This window comes from Paramagnetospirillum sp., assembly GCF_058402745.1.
This window is the reverse complement of the sequence record NZ_JBZVFI010000007.1, coordinates 1-15,942: the sequence shown is the minus strand read 5'-3', so window position 1 is coordinate 15,942 and position 15,942 is coordinate 1. Positions and strand designations below refer to the sequence as shown.

The following is a 15,942-nucleotide window of genomic DNA, read 5'->3' as shown; positions in this document are numbered from 1 at the left end:
ATCGGCGCCGGAAGGGGATCAATTCATCCCGAACACTTCGCCATTGACTCCAGGAAGGGCGAGGCCTACACGATAATCTTTCGCAATAGCGAATTAGAGTGTTTTTATATTATGGCTTTGCGCATGTACGGAGTGATGCATCATCTGCGGAGCCGGGCCTCGTCCGTCGCCCGCCTGCTGATGCTCGCCCTTTGCCTGCAGCTGGCCGTGCCGCTGCTCGACCTGGGTGGCATCGCCGCCCAGGCCGGCGAGGCGGCCTTCCGCGCCGACCTGCAATCCTCGCTGTGCCACGAGGGCAAGAGCGAGGCGGCACCGGACCAGGATCCGGCCTCGCCGTCCCAGGTCAAGCACTGCATCTTCTGCCTGCCCATGGCGGGAACGCCGGCCGCCGCCGGGGCCGTCCCCCAGACTCCTCTTCCCGGTCGGGCGCAAGAAGCGCGCCTTCCCGCCGTCGATGACCAGACCCCGGCATCCACGCGCCCGGTCTTCGCCCGCTCCCGCGCGCCTCCCGCCGATCCTCGCATCGCCTGAACCCGGTTCCCGTTCGGTTTTTCGAGGATTCCCATGCCTGCCGCATTCCATTGCCGCGCGCCGCTGCGCGCCTCCGTGTCCCTGTTCGCCCTTCTGCTGGCCGTTCCCGCCCTCGCCCAGGAGGCCGCCCCCGATATGCCCGAGGTGGTGATCTCCACCGGCAGGGAAACCGCCGACGGCCCGGTCCAGGGCTACCGCGCCAAGCGCTCGGCCAGCGCCACCAAGACCGACACTCCCCTGATCGACACGCCGCAGAGCGTCACGGTGGTGCCCAAGGCGGTGCTGGAGGACACCAACGCCTCCACCGCCGACAAGGCGCTGGAATACGTGCCGGGCACCGCCAAGGGCAACACCTTCGGCGGCCTCAACACCTATGACAGCATCATGCGCGGCTTCCGCACCTCGATCTCGGCGCGCAACGGCTTCACCGCCGGCCGGCGCTACGATTCCTCCTCCGATGCCGCCAACGTGGAACGGGTCGAGGTGCTGATGGGGCCGTCGGCCCAGATCTACGGCCGCAGCGATCCCGGCGGCATGTACAACATCATCACCAAGAAGCCGCTGAACGAATCCTTCACCGAGATCAAGGCCGAGTTCGGCTCGTTCAACACCTATCGCGGCACCGCCGACGTCAACATCGCCCCCGAGGCGGACAAATCCATCCTGGGCCGCGTCAACCTGGCGGTCGAGGACAGGGAAAGCTTCCGCGACCATGTCAGCTCCCACCGCCGGCTGTTCGCGCCCACCATGTCGTGGCAGGGCAGCGGCGACACCCGCGCGGTGTTCGACCTGGAATACCTGCACGACGAACGGACCTTCGATCGCGGCGTGGTGGCGGTCAACGGCGACGTCAAGGCGCTGCCCGCCAACCGCTTCCTGGGCGAGCCCAACGACAACCGCATCGCCATGGACAATCTGATGGGGTCGCTGCGGCTGGAGCACGACCTCAACGCCGATTGGACCCTGCGCACCCTGGTGATGGCCAAGAACGGCAGCATGTGGGGCTACGCCACCGACGCGGTGTCCCTGAACGCCACCACCGGCGTGCTGACCCGGCGCGCCCATCTGCGGGACTACTACTGGAGCGCCGGGGCCGCCCAGGTGGAGACGGTCGGGCACTTTTCCACCTTCGGCCTGGGCCATACCCTGTTGACCGGGGTGGAACTGGAAATCAGCCAGTCCACCGAGCGGCGGGACTACGCCACCGCCACGTCCATCAACATCTGGTCGCCCATTACCAACACGGCGCGGCCCGCCCTGACCAACCGCTCGGATTCGTACGACAGCACCAACAAATATGCCGTCTACGCCCAGGACCAGATCGAACTGACCAAGGCGCTGCAGTTGCAGGTGGGCCTGCGCTGGGATGCCTATGACCAGCACAACGAACAGCGCAACCGCGCCCTGGCCCCCTTCGGGCCGCAGATGAATCAGTCGCGCAGCGCCGTCAGCCCCCGCGCCGGCCTGCTTTACAAGATCACGCCGACGGTCTCGACCTACGTCAACGTCTCCAAGTCGTTCAACAAGAACCCGGACGTGGCCGCCACCGACCGCAGCGGCAAGATGATCGAGCCGGAAAAGAGCCTGGGCACCGAGGCCGGCGTCAAGGCCGACCTGCTGGACGACAGCCTGTCGGTGAGCGCCGCCGTCTACCGCATCGTCAAGCACAATGCTTCGGTGACCGACCCCGACGACACCAATTACGCCAAGACCTCGGGCAAGGTGCGGAGCCGGGGCTTCGACCTCGCCGTCACCGGCAACATCACGCCCGAGTGGCGGGTGACCGGCGGCTATGCCTATGTGGACGCCGAAATCCTGCAGGACCCCAGCCTGCCCCGGGGCTCCAACCTGCAGAACATTCCCATGCACTCCATTCCCCTGCTCTCGGTCTACGAGTTCCAGAAGGGCGAACTGGCCGGCCTGGGCCTGGGCGGCGGCGTCACCTATGTGGGCAAGCGGGTGGTGGCGGACGGCAGCACCGTCTACATGCCGGAATACGCCAAGATCGACCTGCTGGGCTATTACAAGCTGGACGACCGGGTGAAGTTCGCGCTCAACGTCAACAACCTGCTGGACAAGGGATACTATTCCAGCGCGCTGGGCCCGTTGCGGGTGATGCCCGGCGAGCCCCTGACCGTCCTGGGTTCGGTGTCGGTCAAGTTCTGATGAAGCGGCTGAACCGCATCCTGACCCTGACGCACCGCTGGCTGGGGGTGGGCCTGTGCCTGCTGTTCACCCTGTGGTTCGTCAGCGGGGCGGTGATGATCTTCGTCCCCTATCCCCGGCTGCAGCCGGCGGAACGGCTCGCCCACGCCCCGGCGGTGGATCTGGCGGCGGTGGGGGTCACCCCCGCCCGGGCCGTCGCCGCCTCGGGCGTGGCCGAGCCCGCCCGCATCCGGCTGGCGGCGGGGCCGGGCGTTCCGCTCTACCTCATCGAGCCGGAGACCGGGCCGGTGGTGGCGGTGCAGGCGACGGACGGACTTCCCGCCCCCCTCCTCTCGGGGCACGAGGCGGCGGCGGTGGCCGCCGCCTTCGCCGGCCGTCCCGCCGGGACGGTGGCGGGGCCGCTCGACCGCGACCTGTGGACCGTGCATCAGCGCTACGATTCCCGCCGCCCCTTCCACCGGGTGGAGATGGTGGATTCGGCGGGAACCGAGCTTTACGTCTCGGCCCGCACCGGCGAGGTGGTCCAGCGTACCGATCGGGCGGCCAGGGCCTGGAACTGGCTGGGCTCGGTCGTCCACTGGGTCTACATCGTCCCCCTGCGCCGGCATCCGGTGCTGTGGGGCGACATCCTGTGGTGGGTGTCGTGGGCCGGCCTTGCCCTGACCGCCACCGGCATGGCCGTGGGCGTCTGGCGCTCCGCCAAGGCGCTGCGCATACCGGGGCGGAGCGCCGTCACGGTGTTTCGCGGCAATCACCGCCTTCACCATCTGTTCGGCCTGGGCGCCGGGCTGGTCACCCTGACCTGGATGTTCAGCGGCCTGCTGGCGGTGGACCGGGGCCGGATCTTCCCCTCGGGCCACCCCCACGGACACGAGGTCCACGCCTTCCGGGGGATGTCCCCGGCGGCGGCGGCCTCCACAATCTCCCTGGCCGATCTGGGGCGCGTCGCCCCCTTCGCCGAACTGGAAGTGGTGGCCCTGGCCGGCCGGCCCTGGCTGCTGGGCAAGGCGGCGGAAGGACGGGCCGTGGTGCCCGCCGACGATCCCGCCGCCCGGCCCGTCCCGCTGTCCGCCGGAAGCGCTGGCCGCCGCCATCCGCACGGCCTGGCCCGGAGACGGGTTGCGGGCCTTCGCCCCCATCCCCCCCGGCGACTTCCATGCCCATCTGGTCGCCGTCTCGCGAAGCCGGAACGACGCCCTGTGGCGCGCCACCCTGGACGATTCGGGGGAAACCTGGGTCCAGGTGGATGCCGCCGAAGGGCGGATCGTCACCGTCATGGGGCCGCAAAGGCGCCTGCAGCGCTGGCTGTACAACGGGCTGCATACCTTCGACCTGCCGGGGCTCAGAACGTCCGAGCCCTTGCGCATCGGCGTCGAACTGGGCCTGCTGGCGGCGGGACTGGTGCTCTGCGTCACCGGCCTGCTGCTGGGAATACGGCGGCTGCGGCTATGGCATTCCGCACCATCGAAGACCGCCGTCATCGTGGGAAGACACGCATCGTGAGTTACGCCCCCCCTTCCGCCAACCGCCCAGACGCCGACTGACGGGATTGACCGTCGTCGCCCTGCTGCACGCCGCCGCCATCTACGCCCTGGTCAACGGGCTGGGGCATCAGGCGGTGGAGTTCATCAAGGCGCCGCTGGAGACCAAGATCGTCGCCGAACTGGTCAAGCCGCCCGAGCCCCCCAAGGCCGAGCCGCCGCCGCCCAAGGTGGTGAAGCCGCCGCCGCCCGCCTACGTGCCGCCCCCCAAGGTGCGTCCCCAGGCGCCGCCGCCGCCCGCCGCCATCACCGCCGTCACCCAGGAGGCCCCCGTCGCGCCCCCGCCGCCGGTGGTCATCGCCCCTGTGGCGGCCGAGGCGCCCGTCAGGGTGCAGCCCGCCCTCGACCAGGGCCGGCCCTGCAAGCCGCCGCAATATCCCCCCGCCGCCCGCCGGGCCGAGGAAAGCGGGGCGGTGGTGCTGAAATTCCTGATCGAGGCCGACGGCTCGGTGATGGAAAGCCTCGTCGAATCCTCCAGCGGCTTCGAGCGCCTGGACGAGGCGGCGCGCGCCGCCCTGGCGCTCTGCCGCTTCAAGCCCGGCACCACCGACGGCCGCCCCGAACGCTCCTGGGCCCGCATCCGCTATGTCTGGAAACTGCAATGACCGGAACCAACACCATGCTCCGTATCGCCCTCGCCGCCCTGCCCGTCCTGCTGCTGGCCGTTCCCGCCCTTGCGGCCCACGCGGATGACGCCCATGCCGCCGCCAAGCAGGTGGTGGACAATCCCTACGGCCTGGACGCCCTGTGGGCCCAGGGCGATTTCGTCTCCAAGGGCACCCTGATCATCCTGGCCCTGATGTCCATGGCGTCGTGGTACATCCTGGCGGTCAAGCTGGTGGAGCAGGCCCGCATGCTGCGCCACGCCAAGGCGGCGGCGGCCGGGTTCTGGAAGGCCGCCTCGGTGGCCGAGGGCGCCCGCGCCCTCGCCGAGGACAGCCCCTTCCGCTTCGTCGCCTCCGCCGGCCTCGAGGCCACCCGCCACCACGAAGGCTCGCTGACCGAGAAGATCGACCTGCACACCTGGGTGACCATGTCCATCCAGCGCTCGGTGGGCGAGATCGTCTGGACCTGCAGGGTGGACTGGCCGTCCTGGCCACCGTGGGCTCCACCGCCCCCTTCGTCGGGCTGTTCGGCACCGTCTGGGGCATCTACCACGCGCTGACCGCCATCGGCATCGCCGGCCAGGCGGCCATCGACAAGGTGGCCGGCCCGGTGGGCGAGGCGCTGATCATGACCGCCTTCGGTCTGGCCGTCGCCGTGCCCGCCGTGCTGGGCTACAACCTGCTGGTCCGCAGGAACAAGCTGGTGGCCGAGAAGGTCCGCGCCTTCGCCGCCGACCTTCACGCCGTGCTGCTGGCCGGGTCCGGCGGCAATGCCGGCCTCAGGGTGGTGCGCTGATGGCCATCTCGCTCGGCCCGGCCGGAGACGGCGACGACGAGGACGGCGTGATGTCGGCCATCAACACCACGCCCCTGGTGGACGTGATGCTGGTGCTCCTGATCATCTTCCTCATCACCATTCCGGTGGTGACCCACACCGTGCCGCTGCAATTGCCCAAGGAGGCCAACCAGCCCACGATCACCCAGCCCGGCAACGTCACCGTGGCGGTGGACCGGTCCGGCAAGGTGTGGTGGAACGAGGAAGGCCTTGCCGCCCGCGCCGACCTCGCCGCCCGCCTGGACGCCGCCGCCGCCAAGGTTCCCCAGCCGGAAATCCACATCCGCGGCGATCGCGACGTCGCCTACGAGCATGTGGGCCGCGTTCTGGCCGCCGCGCAACGGGCCGGCATCACCAAGGTCAGCTTCATCACCGAACCGCCGCCACGCTGAGGCCACCATGTTCGACGAACAAACAGACGACCCCGACGTGCTGATCGACATCAACACCACGCCGCTGATCGACGTGATGCTGGTGCTCCTGATCATGCTGATCATCACCATTCCGCTGCAGACCCATTCGGTGCGCCTCGACATGCCCGACGGCCCGCCGCCGCCCGCCGCCATCCTGCCCGAGGTGGTGCGCATCGACATCGACGCCGAGGGCCGGGTGGGCTGGAACGGCGACCTGGTCGCCGACCGCGCCGACCTGGAGGCCAGGCTGCGCCGGGCGGCCACCGCCGCCAATCCGCCGGAGGTCCACGTCCGCCCGGACAAGGCCGTGGCCTACGCCCACGTGGCCGGGGTGATGGCTGCCGCCCAGCACCAGGGCGTCACCAAGCTGGGCGTGGTGGGGGCCGAACGGTTCCTGGATTAATCCAGGGAGAACGGGTCCTCGGGCGGCAGGACCAGGGCGCCGGTCATCCCGGCGCACACCGCCGGCACCATGAGCGCCAGCAGCAGGCGCGGCCTCTCGCCGCCCAGGACGACGTGGAGATGACGGAGCCGGCCCAACATCATGTTTCTTGCGTATAAGAGGCTTACAGCCCCGACCGGACGAACGGGCAGGTAGACAGCAGCCCTTTCGGCGGGGCATACATACCCCCGGTATATGTCAGGCGGGGTGAACCTTCAGATGCGTGTGAACGAGCCGATCACCAACCACGAGATCGAACTCCCCGAAGGCACCATCCTGGTGTCCAAGACCGACCTTGGCGGTCGCATCACCTTCGTCAACCAGGCCTTCGTCGAGATCAGCGGCTATTCCGAGGAAGAGCTGATCGGCGCCCCCCACAACCTGGTCCGCCATCCCCACATGCCGGCGGCGGCCTTCGCCGACCTGTGGGCCACCATCAAGGCCGGCAAGCCGTGGGAAGGCATCGTCAAGAACCGCGCCAAGAACGGCGACCACTACTGGGTCCGCGCCAACGCCACTCCGGAAATGGAAGGCGGCGAGATCACCGGCTACATCTCCATCCGCACCGCCCCCACCCGCGCCCAGGTCGAGGCCGCCGAACGGCTCTACGAGGACATCCGGGCCGGCAGGGCCCGCGACATCAAGGTCGAGGAAGGCCAGGTGGTCAGCACCACCCTGGGCGCCCGCCTCGGAAGGGGCTTTCACTCCATCGCCGGCCGCCTCGCCCTGATCATCGCCGTGCTGGTGATGGTGATGGGAACCGTCGCCTGGTTCACCCTGGACGGCATGGCCGATTCCAACGACGCCCTCAGGACGGTCTACGAGCAGCGCACCGTCCCGGCCGGACAATTCGTCGAGATGGTCGATCGCATGCGCGAGAACATGCTGCTCACCCAGCAGATGCATATCGACCTGATCAACGGCCAGCCGGACGCGGTCGCCCGCCGGGCGTTGCGCATCCGCGCCAATGTCGAGCACATCTCCGCCGTCTGGCAGGCCTATCGCGCCAACCCGCTGGCCGGCGACGAGGCCGAACTGGCCGGCGATTTCGAAACGCGGCGCAAGGACTTCATCCAGCAGGGGCTGCTGGCCGCCATCGAACTGGCGGAAAAAGGCGATGCCCCGGCGCTGGGCCGCCACAACGCCACCACCGTGCAGCCGCTGTTCGAGCAGGTGCACGAGGTGCAGAAGGACCTGATCACCCTGCAGCTGCGCCAGGCGGCCGAGCTTTACCGAGGGCGCCCGCAACGATTACGGCCACCACATGCGCCTGGGGCTGGTCACCCTGGTTCTGGGCACGGCCCTCGCCGCGCTGATGGCCTGGCTGCTGGTCCGTTACCTCAACCGTCCCATCAGCTCGCTGGAGTACCACTTCAACGCCATCGCGCGGGGCGACTTCACCCACGAAATTCCGAGCGAGCCGGTGCGCGAGTTCCGCCGCTCCAACGCCATGCTGCGCGCCATGGAGGCCAAGCTGGCCTACGGCGTCCAGGAACGCGGCGAGAATGCCCGCAAGGCGCAGGACAAGCTGCGCAGCGAGATGCTCAACCTCACCGAGCTGCTGGAAGGCGAGGTGGACAACACGGTGGCGGAAATCTCCACCCAGGCCGAGCGCCTGAAGGAAGGGGCCGCCCGCCTGCTCTCCACCGCCGAGGAGGTGCGCGGCAAGTCGGAAACCGTGGCCCGCGCCATCGAGATCACCAGCGGCAACGTTCAGACCGTGGCCGGGGCCACCGAGGAACTGGAGGCCTCGTCGCGCGAGATCACGGCGCGCATCCAGCGCAGCTCCGAGCACAGCGAGGCCGCCCGCCGGCGGGTGGACGACGCCAGCGCCAGCGTCGGAACCCTGACCGAGGCCACGGCGCGCATCGGCGACGTGGTCAGCCTGATCCAGACCATCGCCGGGCAGACCCGCATGCTGGCGCTCAACGCCACCATCGAGGCGGCCCGAGCCGGCGACGCCGGCAAGGGCTTCGCCGTGGTCGCCTCCGAGGTCAAGGGACTGGCCGAGCAGACCGAGGACGCCATCGGCCGGGTCAACGCCCAGGCCCGCGACATCGAAAGCACCACCCAGCAGGCGGTGGCCACCGTCGAGGCGGTGGCCGACACCATCCGCGACATGGAGCAGATCGCCGGCCAGATCGCCGCCTCCGCCGACGAGCAGCGCGCCGCCACCGGCGAGATCATGTCCAGCGCCGTCCAGGCCGCCGACCATACCCGCGACGTGGCCGAAGCCGCCGCCGACGTGCTGAAGGCGTCGGAGCAGACCGGCGTCACGGCGCGCAAGGTCAGCGAGCTGTCCATGCTGGTCAACCACGACATCGGCGCCCTGCAGCGCCGCCTCAACGTCATCCTGCGCACCTCCTACGGCGGCAACCGCCGTTCCGTTGAGCGCATCCCGGCCTCGCTGGAATTCACCGCCAACTTCGCCGGCCAGACCTTCACCGGCCATACCGGCGACATCTCGGTGATGGGCGCCCTCCTCGTGGTGGGCAACGCCCCCAAGCTCGAGGGTGAAACGGGCTCCATCACCTTCCCCGGCATCGGCGAGATTCCCACCAAGGCCATCCTGGGCAGCAAGCTCGGCATCCAGTGCCAGTACCTGAAGGTGGGGTCGGATTCCAGGAAGAGGCTGGCCGAGGCCATCGAGGCCGCCCAGGGCCAAGGGAGCACCCCCTTCATCGACGCGGCCCGCAAGGCCGCCGCCGACGTCGCCCAGGCCTTCGAGCAGGCGGTGGCCGCCGGCCGCATCAGCCTGGCCGATCTGTTCGAAAAGCCAGTACACCCCCATTCCCGACACCGACCCCCAGCAGAATGCTGGCGCCGCACAGCGCGCTGACCGACCAGGTGGTGCCCGGAATCATCGACACCGTGCTGGCTATCCGATCCGCGCGGGTGTTCTGCTGCGTCGCCGACCGCAACGGCTACATCGCCACCCACAACAAGATTATTCCCAGCCGCAACGCCCCGGCGAGCCGGTGTGGAACACCGCCAATTGCCGCAACCGCCGCATGTTCGACGACCGCACCGGCATCCTGGCCGCCCGCAACACCAAGGAATACCTGGCCCGCAGACCTACGCCCGCGACATGGGCGGCGGCAATTTCGTGGGGTGCTGAAGGAGATCGACTGCCCGAATCCATGTGGGCAAGCGCCACTGGGGCGCCATCCGCTACGGCATCAAGCTCTGAGCGGAACCGAAACGGCGAATTCGGCGCCGCCCCCCTCGCGGGCGGCGGCACGTGACGCTGCCGCCATGCATCTCGGCGATGGCCTTGACCAGATGGAGGCCGATGCCGGTGCCGGGAATGCCCCTGGTGGCCAGCTCGGCCAGAAGTCATTCGAACACCCGCTCGGCCTCGGCATCGGCGATTCCCTGGCCCTCGATCGGCCACCAGAAGTTCCAGGCGGTCCCGGGTTCCCCGGGCGTGAATCTCCAGCGGCTGGTCGGCGGGGCCATAGCGCCTGCAGCGTTGTCGATCAGGGCGTCCAGCGCGATTCCCAGCAATTCGGCGTCGGCGACGCAGCTTATTCAGGCAGATCCGAGGCGGTGACCAGGATGTCGGCCCGGTCCGGTTCGCGGTTGCGCTCCACCACCCGCTTCCAGCAGATCGGCCGGCGCCATGGGCTGCAACCGCATGGCCAGCGCCGTGTCACGCTCGCCCGCCAGGCAGGTCTCGATCAGCTTGACCAGCCGGCGCACCGCCCGGCGGATGGCGGTGAAGCGTTCCGACACCTCGGGCCGCGGCTTGCCCAGATCCAGTTCCAACACCTGCACCGCGCTGTCGATGATGGCCAGCGGCGTCTTGAACTCGTGGGCGACCATGTCGAAGAAGGTGCGCAGGCGCTGGCGGGTGACCTGCTCGCCCACCAGGGCCGCCTCGGCCCGCAGACGGGCCTGCTGAATGAGGCGCAGCCGATAGGCCAGGGCGGCGCACAGCAGGGCGACGTGCAGGATGCTGGCGCCGATGTCCATGCTCCGCCCCAAATTGGCGGAACTGCTGGCGTCATCCTGGCGGCCACCTCGACACCCCAGGCGATCACCACCGGCAGAAAGGCCAGCATGTAGATGCGGATCGCCACGTCGTCGGGCTGCCGGACAGCCTGACGGACGGCCAGGAACCATCCCGGCCAGTCCCCCGCCGCCGCCAGCGCCTGGGTCGGCAGCACCACCAGATGAAAGGACGGATGCAGCACCAGGGCCATTCCGAGAAGGATCAGCCCGAGCTTCGCCGATCAAACAGCCGCGACGAGGAAGGCGTGCAGGTCGAGGTCGGCCGCGTCCCAAGAAGAGCAGGCGGCAGGCCGCGCTGCCGCCGAGCAGGCCGATGCCGCCCAGCAGGTAGTTGGTGTCGCGCCTACGGAGGAGAAGATCAGCGGGGCAAGGCCGGTATGGACCATTCCCCGGCAGAAGATGGTGGCGACATAGGCGGCATAGGCCAAAATCAGCCTCATCCTTCAGCCAGGCGCCGAACAGGGCGGCGACCACCACCACCACCAGCAGCGCCCCCATGTGCAGGCCGTACAGCGCCGAGCGCCGCGCCTCTTCCTGGATCAGCGCCGAAGGCCGCCACAGGGCCGCCTGTTCCACCCGGATCTTGTGGTGGGAGGCCAGGCGCAGATGGATGGTGACCGGCCGGCCTTCGGGCAGGGTCAGGCGGGCGGCGTGCAGGCCGGCGGCCAGATCCTAGGTCGCGATTGGGAATGCGGCGGCCCAGCCGCGTCTCGCTCTATGGTGCCGGCGGCATCGGGGACGTAGACACCGGACGTCATCCATGTCGGGCTCGCCGAACGCAAGGATCCAGTCGGCCGGCTGCCCCGCCTCGCGCATCACCTGGAGGCGGAGCCACAGCACACCGGTGGTGATGGCGGGAACAGGCGCGGAAAACGCCTTGTTCACCATGTCGGAGATGGTGCCGGAGCCGTCGTCATGGATGGGCGGCCATCCGGCCATCGAGGGAATGGGACGCGGCATTCCCGGCCAGCACGACCACGGGCGGCAACTCTGCCTGCCCGGGCCACCCGGGCAGCAGCAGCCACAGCGCCATCAGAACGGGGGGCGCCAAGCCTGCCGATCCAATTTTCCCGCCCACTCATCCCTTACCGCTCCGCATCCCATACGGACAGGACAATAAACAGTGGGATACATTCCGCCACAATCCGGCACTCTACGGCCCGGCATTGCGATTGACACCCGGAACATCGGACCGCCATCATCATTCATAACCCATATTCTATATGAATGGTCATATAGAATGCATCTTTCAAAGGGGGTATCGATGGGACGGTTTTTTGCCGCGCTTCTGCTGTCCGGGGTGGCGACCTCGGCCCTCGCCGCCGAAGCCAAGCAGGATTTCACCCTGGTCAACAGGAGGCCGGGGCTACGAGTTGAACGCGGTTTTCGTCTCGCCCGGCCACGCCGACGCGTGGGGCGAGGACGTCATGGGCCGCGACACGCTGGGGGACGGGGAATCCGTCCACATCACCTTCAAGCGCGCGGAAAAGAGCTGCGAGTTCGGGATCTTAAGGTGGTCTACACCGAGGATGATTCCAGCGCCGTCTGGCACGACATCGATCTGTGCTCGGTGAGCAAGATCACCATCCGCTACAACAAGAACACCGACAAGACCACCGCCAGCTACCAGTAGGCGGCACGCGCCGGAAATGAAAAAGGGCCCGGAGGAAACCTCCGGGCCCTTGATCCTTGCGGCCGATGGCCAACCCAGTTTAGCGCTTCGAGAACTGGGTCGAACGACGGGCCTTGTGCTTGCCGTACTTTCTTGCGCTTGACCACGCGGGGATCGCGGGTGAGGAAGCCGCCGGCCTTCAGCGCCGGGCGCAGGCCCGGATCGAAGAAGGTCAGCGCACGGCTGATGCCGTGGCGCAGCGCGCCGGCCTGACCCACAGACCACCACCGGTGACGGTGCAGTGGACGTCGAACTGGTTCTCGACGCGGGCCGCCTGGAACGGCTGGTTGATGATCATGCGCAGCACCGGACGGGCGAAGTACACCGGCAGTTCGCGGCCGTTGACGATGATCTTGCCGGAACCGGGCTTCACCCGAGACGCGGGCGCACGCGCGTTCTTGCGCTTGCCGGTGGCGTAGGAGGGGGGGCGGCCCTGGGCATCGACCTTGCGCTCATGCACGGGGCGAGCCTGGACCGGCGAGGCGGCCTTCAGGTCAGCCAAGCTGGAGAGATCGGCCATGGGACTACCTCTTGTTCTTCGGGTTCATGGACGCGACGTCCACCACCTCGGGGGCCTGGGCCTCGTGCGGGTGGGCGGGGCCGGCATAGACGCGCAGGTTCTTCATCTGCTGGCGGCCGAGCGGACCACGGGTGATCATGCGCTCCACGGCCTTCTCGATGACCCGCTGGGTAAAGCGGCCGGACAGCAGCTGACCCATGTGTACGGTCCTTGATGCCGCCGGGGATGGCCGGTATGCCAGGTAGAAGCGCTTGTCGGCGAGCTTGTTGCCGGTCAGCTTGACCTTCTCGGCATTGACGATAATCACGTTATCGCCCATGTCCACGTGCGGGGTGTAGGTCGGCAGATGCTTGCCGCGCAGGCGCATCGAAACGATGCTGGCCAGGCGGCCGAGCACGACGCCGTCCGCGTCGATCACGACCCTCTACTCCTCGAGACTTCGGACGGTTTGGCGTTAAAGGTCTTCATGGCACCCACGGCAAAACCAGTTGGCGTCGCCCCGAAAAGCCGGGGCGTCGAGGGCGCGGAGATGCCACAGCACGCGCCCAAGTCAACAGCAATTAAATCATTATAAATCAACATGTTAGTCAAGCGGTATCAAGATACCGCGCGCTGAGGCCCGCTCTACGCCTTGGGAACCACCACCCCAAAGCACGAGCCTCTTCCGGGTATCGAGCGCAGTTCGAGGGGATGGTCCAGCAAGGTGGCCATGCGCCGCACCACGCCAAGGCCGAGGCCGAGGCCCCGGTCGCCGCCCCGCTCGGCGGGGCTGTCCAGGCGGACGAAATCATCGAACACCGCCTGCGCCTTGTCGGCGGGAATGCCGATCCCGGAATCGAGCACCTGAATCGCCACCATCGCGCCCCGGCGGCGACACCCGATCAGCACTCGACCGGTCTCGGTATAGCGGACCGCGTTGACCAGCAGGTTGCGCAGCAGCCGTTCCAGCAGCACCGGATCGCTGCGGATGGTCAGCGAGGTGGGAACCGCCCCGATGGCCAGCCCCTTGGCGCTGGCCTCGGGCTCGATCTGGTCCACCAGCCCGGCCAGCAGGGGCATCAGGCGGAAGGAACTGACATTGGGCCTGATCTTGCCGGCCTCCAGCGCCGACACGTGTCCAGCAAGGTGGCCAGCAGGGAATTGGTCGCCTCGATGCTCTGGCGCAGGCGGTCCACCACCTTCAGCTTGCGCGGGTCGTCCTCCAACTGGCCGGCCAGCACCTCGGCGAACATGCCCGCGGCCTGCAGCGGCTGGCGCAGATCGTGGGAGGCGGCTGCCAGGAAGCGGGTCTTGCTCTCGTTGGCCTGGCGGGCCTCGTCGGCGCGCTGTTCCGCCTCGGCGGTCCGCGCCCGGCACTTTCTGCTCCAGGGTGGCGATGGCCCGCTCCTCGCGGCCGAGCGAGCGGAAAGTGGTGGCGGCCATGCCGCCCAGCCCCAGGAGCACCAGCGCCGACGACGGCCCCGAGCACCAGCGCGGTCTGCCGCCAGGGAGCAAGGATGTCGTCCACCGCCATGCCGGCGCTGACCATGACTTCGAACTCGGTGAGCTTGCGGTACGAGACCACCCGCTCCACCTGATCCACCGGCGAGTTGAACGCGGATGGTTCCCACCCTTTGGACCGCCGCCGCCGCGAAGATGGGATTGTTGGGAGTGGGGCGGCCCACGTATTTCTCGGGTCGGGCTGGCGCAGCATCACCCGCCCGCCGGTATTGGCGCCGATTATTAGGAGGACGCCCCCAGGCCCAGGGTGTTGTAGAAATCGGTGAAGAAGTTGGCGTAGAACCCCGACCACCACCAGCCCGCCGAAACCGCCGCCCGGGGCGTCGAGGCGACGGCTGACGGTGAACACCGGCACCAGGCTGAGGAGCCCATGACCATGGGGCCGATCCTACCCTTTCCGCTCCGTCGCGATGGGCGGCGAAATAGTCGCGGCCGGCATAGTTGACCGGCCCGCCGGCCCTGGGCGGCCGCGAGGCGGCGGCCGACTCGGGTCGCCCTTGGCGTCGACCACCAGCATGGCCCCCCTCCGGGGCAGCCCCCGCTTCCAGGCTCGCCAGTTCCCGCTCGATTTCAGCCTTGGGCACCTTTCCCGCCAGGAAGGCCTGGGCGGACGGCGCCAGGCGCACCAGCGCGTTGCGTTGGTGCTGGCGAGTGTCCGGGTCATGCTGTCGTCGAGAAGATGGGCGGCACCCGCCGTGGCCGAGGCCGCCTTGTTCGAAGGCGGCGGCGCGCAATTCCACCAGGAGGGCGGTGGCGGAGCCGACCACCACCACCGCCATGACCGCCATCAGCAGGTAAAGGCGGCGGCGCAGATCGCCGGGAGTCCGGTGCGAGCCCGGCGAATGGGCGGCATATGCAGCTGTCTCGGGGGCAGTCACCGAGGCATCCCCCTGGCGAAAGACGTCACCATTCAGACTATACCTAAAGGTCGAGAGCCGGAAGCGGCATGATCCCTATACCTGCGCCGCCTCCAACTCCTCCTGCGCGCTCAGCCACGCCAGTTCTGCTTCCTCCACCTTGCGGGCGAGATCGGCTTCCTGGCGGCGCAGCTCGGTGACCTTGGCCGGCGGCCCCTGATAGAGCTTGGGGTCGGCCAGCCTGTCGGCAAGGGCCTTCTGCTCGTGCATGCAGCCGTTCCAGTGTCTTTTCCGCCGCCTGAGCGGCCTTGCGCAACGGCGCCTAGCTGGGCACGCAGGTCGGCGGCGGCCTTGCGGTCGGCCTTGCGCTGGTTGCCCTCGCCCCCCTTGTCGGGCCTGGCGCCCCGGCGGTCGCGGGCCTGTTTCCAGTCAGCAGTCCTGCGATAGGCGGCCAGATCGCCGTCGAAGGGCCGCACCTTGCCGTCGCCCACCAGCCACAGGCTGTCGGCGGCCAGCTCGATCAGGTGGGGATCGTGGCTGATCAGGATCACCGCCCCTGTCATAGGCATTGAGCGCCGCCACCAGCGCCTCGCGGGCGTCGATGTCCAGGTGGTTGGTGGGCTCGTCCAGAATCATCAGATGGGGGGCCTCGCGGCTCATCAGGGCGAAGAGTCAGCCGCGACTTCTCGCCGCCCAGCTCCACCAGACCTTGACGTCGGCGCGGTCCTGCTGAAGCCGAAGCGGCCCAGCTGGGCGCGCACCTTGGCCTCGGGGGCGTCCTTCATCACCACCGCCATGTGCTCGAAGGGCGTCTCGTGTCCAGGCGCAGTTCCTCGGTCTGGTGCT

The 15,942-nt window shown here is 68.6% G+C and carries 19 protein-coding genes and 2 pseudogenes; 10 read left to right on the top strand and 11 right to left on the bottom strand.

Annotation, left to right across the window (positions count from 1 at the left end; translation table 11 throughout):
* Positions 1-111: 111 nt before the first annotated feature.
* The 8 genes from ACV4UZ_RS04965 to ACV4UZ_RS04930 are packed head-to-tail and all read left to right on the top strand — an operon-like array spanning position 112 to position 6,494.
* Positions 112-531, top strand: coding sequence for a DUF2946 family protein (locus ACV4UZ_RS04965; RefSeq protein ID WP_491599812.1), 420 nt, complete (start codon positions 112-114; stop codon positions 529-531).
* Positions 532-564: 33 nt separating this feature from the next.
* Complete coding sequence (locus ACV4UZ_RS04960) at positions 565-2,697, top strand: TonB-dependent siderophore receptor (RefSeq protein WP_491599811.1); 2,133 nt, start codon at positions 565-567, stop codon at positions 2,695-2,697.
* Positions 2,697-4,241, top strand: a complete 1,545-nt coding sequence (locus ACV4UZ_RS04955; RefSeq protein ID WP_491599810.1) for a hypothetical protein — start codon at positions 2,697-2,699, stop codon at positions 4,239-4,241. The genes ACV4UZ_RS04960 and ACV4UZ_RS04955 overlap by 1 nt, the downstream gene beginning before the upstream one ends.
* Before the next feature lie 5 nt (positions 4,242-4,246).
* A complete protein-coding gene (locus tag ACV4UZ_RS04950; RefSeq protein WP_491599809.1) occupies positions 4,247-4,843 on the top strand; it encodes an energy transducer TonB in 597 nt (198 codons plus the stop codon).
* On the top strand, positions 4,840-5,403 hold the full coding sequence (locus ACV4UZ_RS04945) for a hypothetical protein (RefSeq protein WP_491599808.1): 564 nt from the start codon (positions 4,840-4,842) through the stop codon (positions 5,401-5,403). Before ACV4UZ_RS04950 ends, ACV4UZ_RS04945 begins: the two co-directional genes overlap by 4 nt.
* On the top strand, positions 5,340-5,639 hold the full coding sequence (locus ACV4UZ_RS04940) for a MotA/TolQ/ExbB proton channel family protein (protein WP_491599807.1): 300 nt from the start codon (positions 5,340-5,342) through the stop codon (positions 5,637-5,639). Before ACV4UZ_RS04945 ends, ACV4UZ_RS04940 begins: the two co-directional genes overlap by 64 nt.
* The gene (locus ACV4UZ_RS04935; protein ID WP_491599806.1) at positions 5,639-6,070 is read left to right on the top strand and encodes an ExbD/TolR family protein; all 432 of its coding nucleotides are present in this window, start codon (positions 5,639-5,641) and stop codon (positions 6,068-6,070) included. Before ACV4UZ_RS04940 ends, ACV4UZ_RS04935 begins: the two co-directional genes overlap by 1 nt.
* A 7-nt stretch (positions 6,071-6,077) precedes the next feature.
* Positions 6,078-6,494 (top strand): ExbD/TolR family protein, encoded by a 417-nt coding sequence (locus ACV4UZ_RS04930; protein WP_491599805.1) that lies wholly within the window; start codon positions 6,078-6,080, stop codon positions 6,492-6,494.
* On the opposite strand, the gene ACV4UZ_RS04925 is transcribed toward ACV4UZ_RS04930, so the two are convergent.
* Positions 6,491-6,637, bottom strand: a complete 147-nt coding sequence (locus tag ACV4UZ_RS04925; protein ID WP_491599804.1) for a hypothetical protein — start codon at positions 6,635-6,637, stop codon at positions 6,491-6,493. The genes ACV4UZ_RS04930 and ACV4UZ_RS04925 overlap by 4 nt on opposite strands.
* 91 nt (positions 6,638-6,728) lie before the next feature.
* Between ACV4UZ_RS04925 and ACV4UZ_RS04920 the strand changes: the two are divergent.
* Together ACV4UZ_RS04920 and ACV4UZ_RS04915 are read left to right on the top strand one after the other, a co-directional pair.
* Positions 6,729-7,706 (top strand): annotated as a pseudogene (locus tag ACV4UZ_RS04920) (Tar ligand binding domain-containing protein); the annotation flags it as partial.
* Positions 7,707-7,797: 91 nt separating this feature from the next.
* Positions 7,798-9,372, top strand: coding sequence for a methyl-accepting chemotaxis protein (locus ACV4UZ_RS04915; RefSeq protein WP_491599803.1), 1,575 nt, complete (start codon positions 7,798-7,800; stop codon positions 9,370-9,372).
* Positions 9,373-9,869: 497 nt separating this feature from the next.
* Here ACV4UZ_RS04915 and ACV4UZ_RS04910 read toward each other — a convergent pair whose 3' ends face one another.
* The 10 genes and pseudogenes from ACV4UZ_RS04910 to ACV4UZ_RS04865 form a co-directional block, all read right to left on the bottom strand.
* Positions 9,870-10,040: a hypothetical protein gene (locus ACV4UZ_RS04910; protein WP_491599802.1), complete on the bottom strand. Its 171-nt coding sequence runs from the start codon at positions 10,038-10,040 to the stop codon at positions 9,870-9,872.
* 24 nt (positions 10,041-10,064) lie between these two features.
* Positions 10,065-10,508: a histidine kinase dimerization/phospho-acceptor domain-containing protein gene (locus tag ACV4UZ_RS04905; protein WP_491599801.1), complete on the bottom strand. Its 444-nt coding sequence runs from the start codon at positions 10,506-10,508 to the stop codon at positions 10,065-10,067.
* Positions 10,509-10,768: 260 nt separating this feature from the next.
* Positions 10,769-10,987, bottom strand: coding sequence for a hypothetical protein (locus ACV4UZ_RS04900; protein ID WP_491599800.1), 219 nt, complete (start codon positions 10,985-10,987; stop codon positions 10,769-10,771).
* A gap of 473 nt (positions 10,988-11,460) precedes the next feature.
* Positions 11,461-11,598, bottom strand: a complete 138-nt coding sequence (locus ACV4UZ_RS04895) for a hypothetical protein (RefSeq protein ID WP_491599799.1) — start codon at positions 11,596-11,598, stop codon at positions 11,461-11,463.
* A gap of 661 nt (positions 11,599-12,259) precedes the next feature.
* Positions 12,260-12,739, bottom strand: a pseudogene (rpsI, locus tag ACV4UZ_RS04890) (30S ribosomal protein S9).
* Between the two features lie 4 nt (positions 12,740-12,743).
* Positions 12,744-13,157: a 50S ribosomal protein L13 gene (rplM, locus tag ACV4UZ_RS04885; RefSeq protein WP_491599798.1), complete on the bottom strand. Its 414-nt coding sequence runs from the start codon at positions 13,155-13,157 to the stop codon at positions 12,744-12,746.
* A 206-nt stretch (positions 13,158-13,363) separates the two neighbouring features.
* Positions 13,364-13,852 carry a sensor histidine kinase gene (locus ACV4UZ_RS04880; RefSeq protein ID WP_491599797.1) on the bottom strand — a complete coding sequence of 163 codons (489 nt, stop codon included), beginning with the start codon at positions 13,850-13,852 and terminating at the stop codon, positions 13,364-13,366.
* Positions 13,798-14,403, bottom strand: coding sequence for a histidine kinase dimerization/phospho-acceptor domain-containing protein (locus tag ACV4UZ_RS04875; RefSeq protein ID WP_491599796.1), 606 nt, complete (start codon positions 14,401-14,403; stop codon positions 13,798-13,800). The genes ACV4UZ_RS04880 and ACV4UZ_RS04875 overlap by 55 nt, the downstream gene beginning before the upstream one ends.
* A 58-nt stretch (positions 14,404-14,461) precedes the next feature.
* Entirely contained in the window at positions 14,462-14,617 is a 156-nt protein-coding gene (locus tag ACV4UZ_RS04870) for a hypothetical protein (protein ID WP_491599795.1), read from the bottom strand.
* Positions 14,618-15,192: 575 nt separating this feature from the next.
* On the bottom strand, positions 15,193-15,366 hold the full coding sequence (locus tag ACV4UZ_RS04865) for a hypothetical protein (protein ID WP_491599794.1): 174 nt from the start codon (positions 15,364-15,366) through the stop codon (positions 15,193-15,195).
* Positions 15,367-15,942 lie beyond the last annotated feature (576 nt).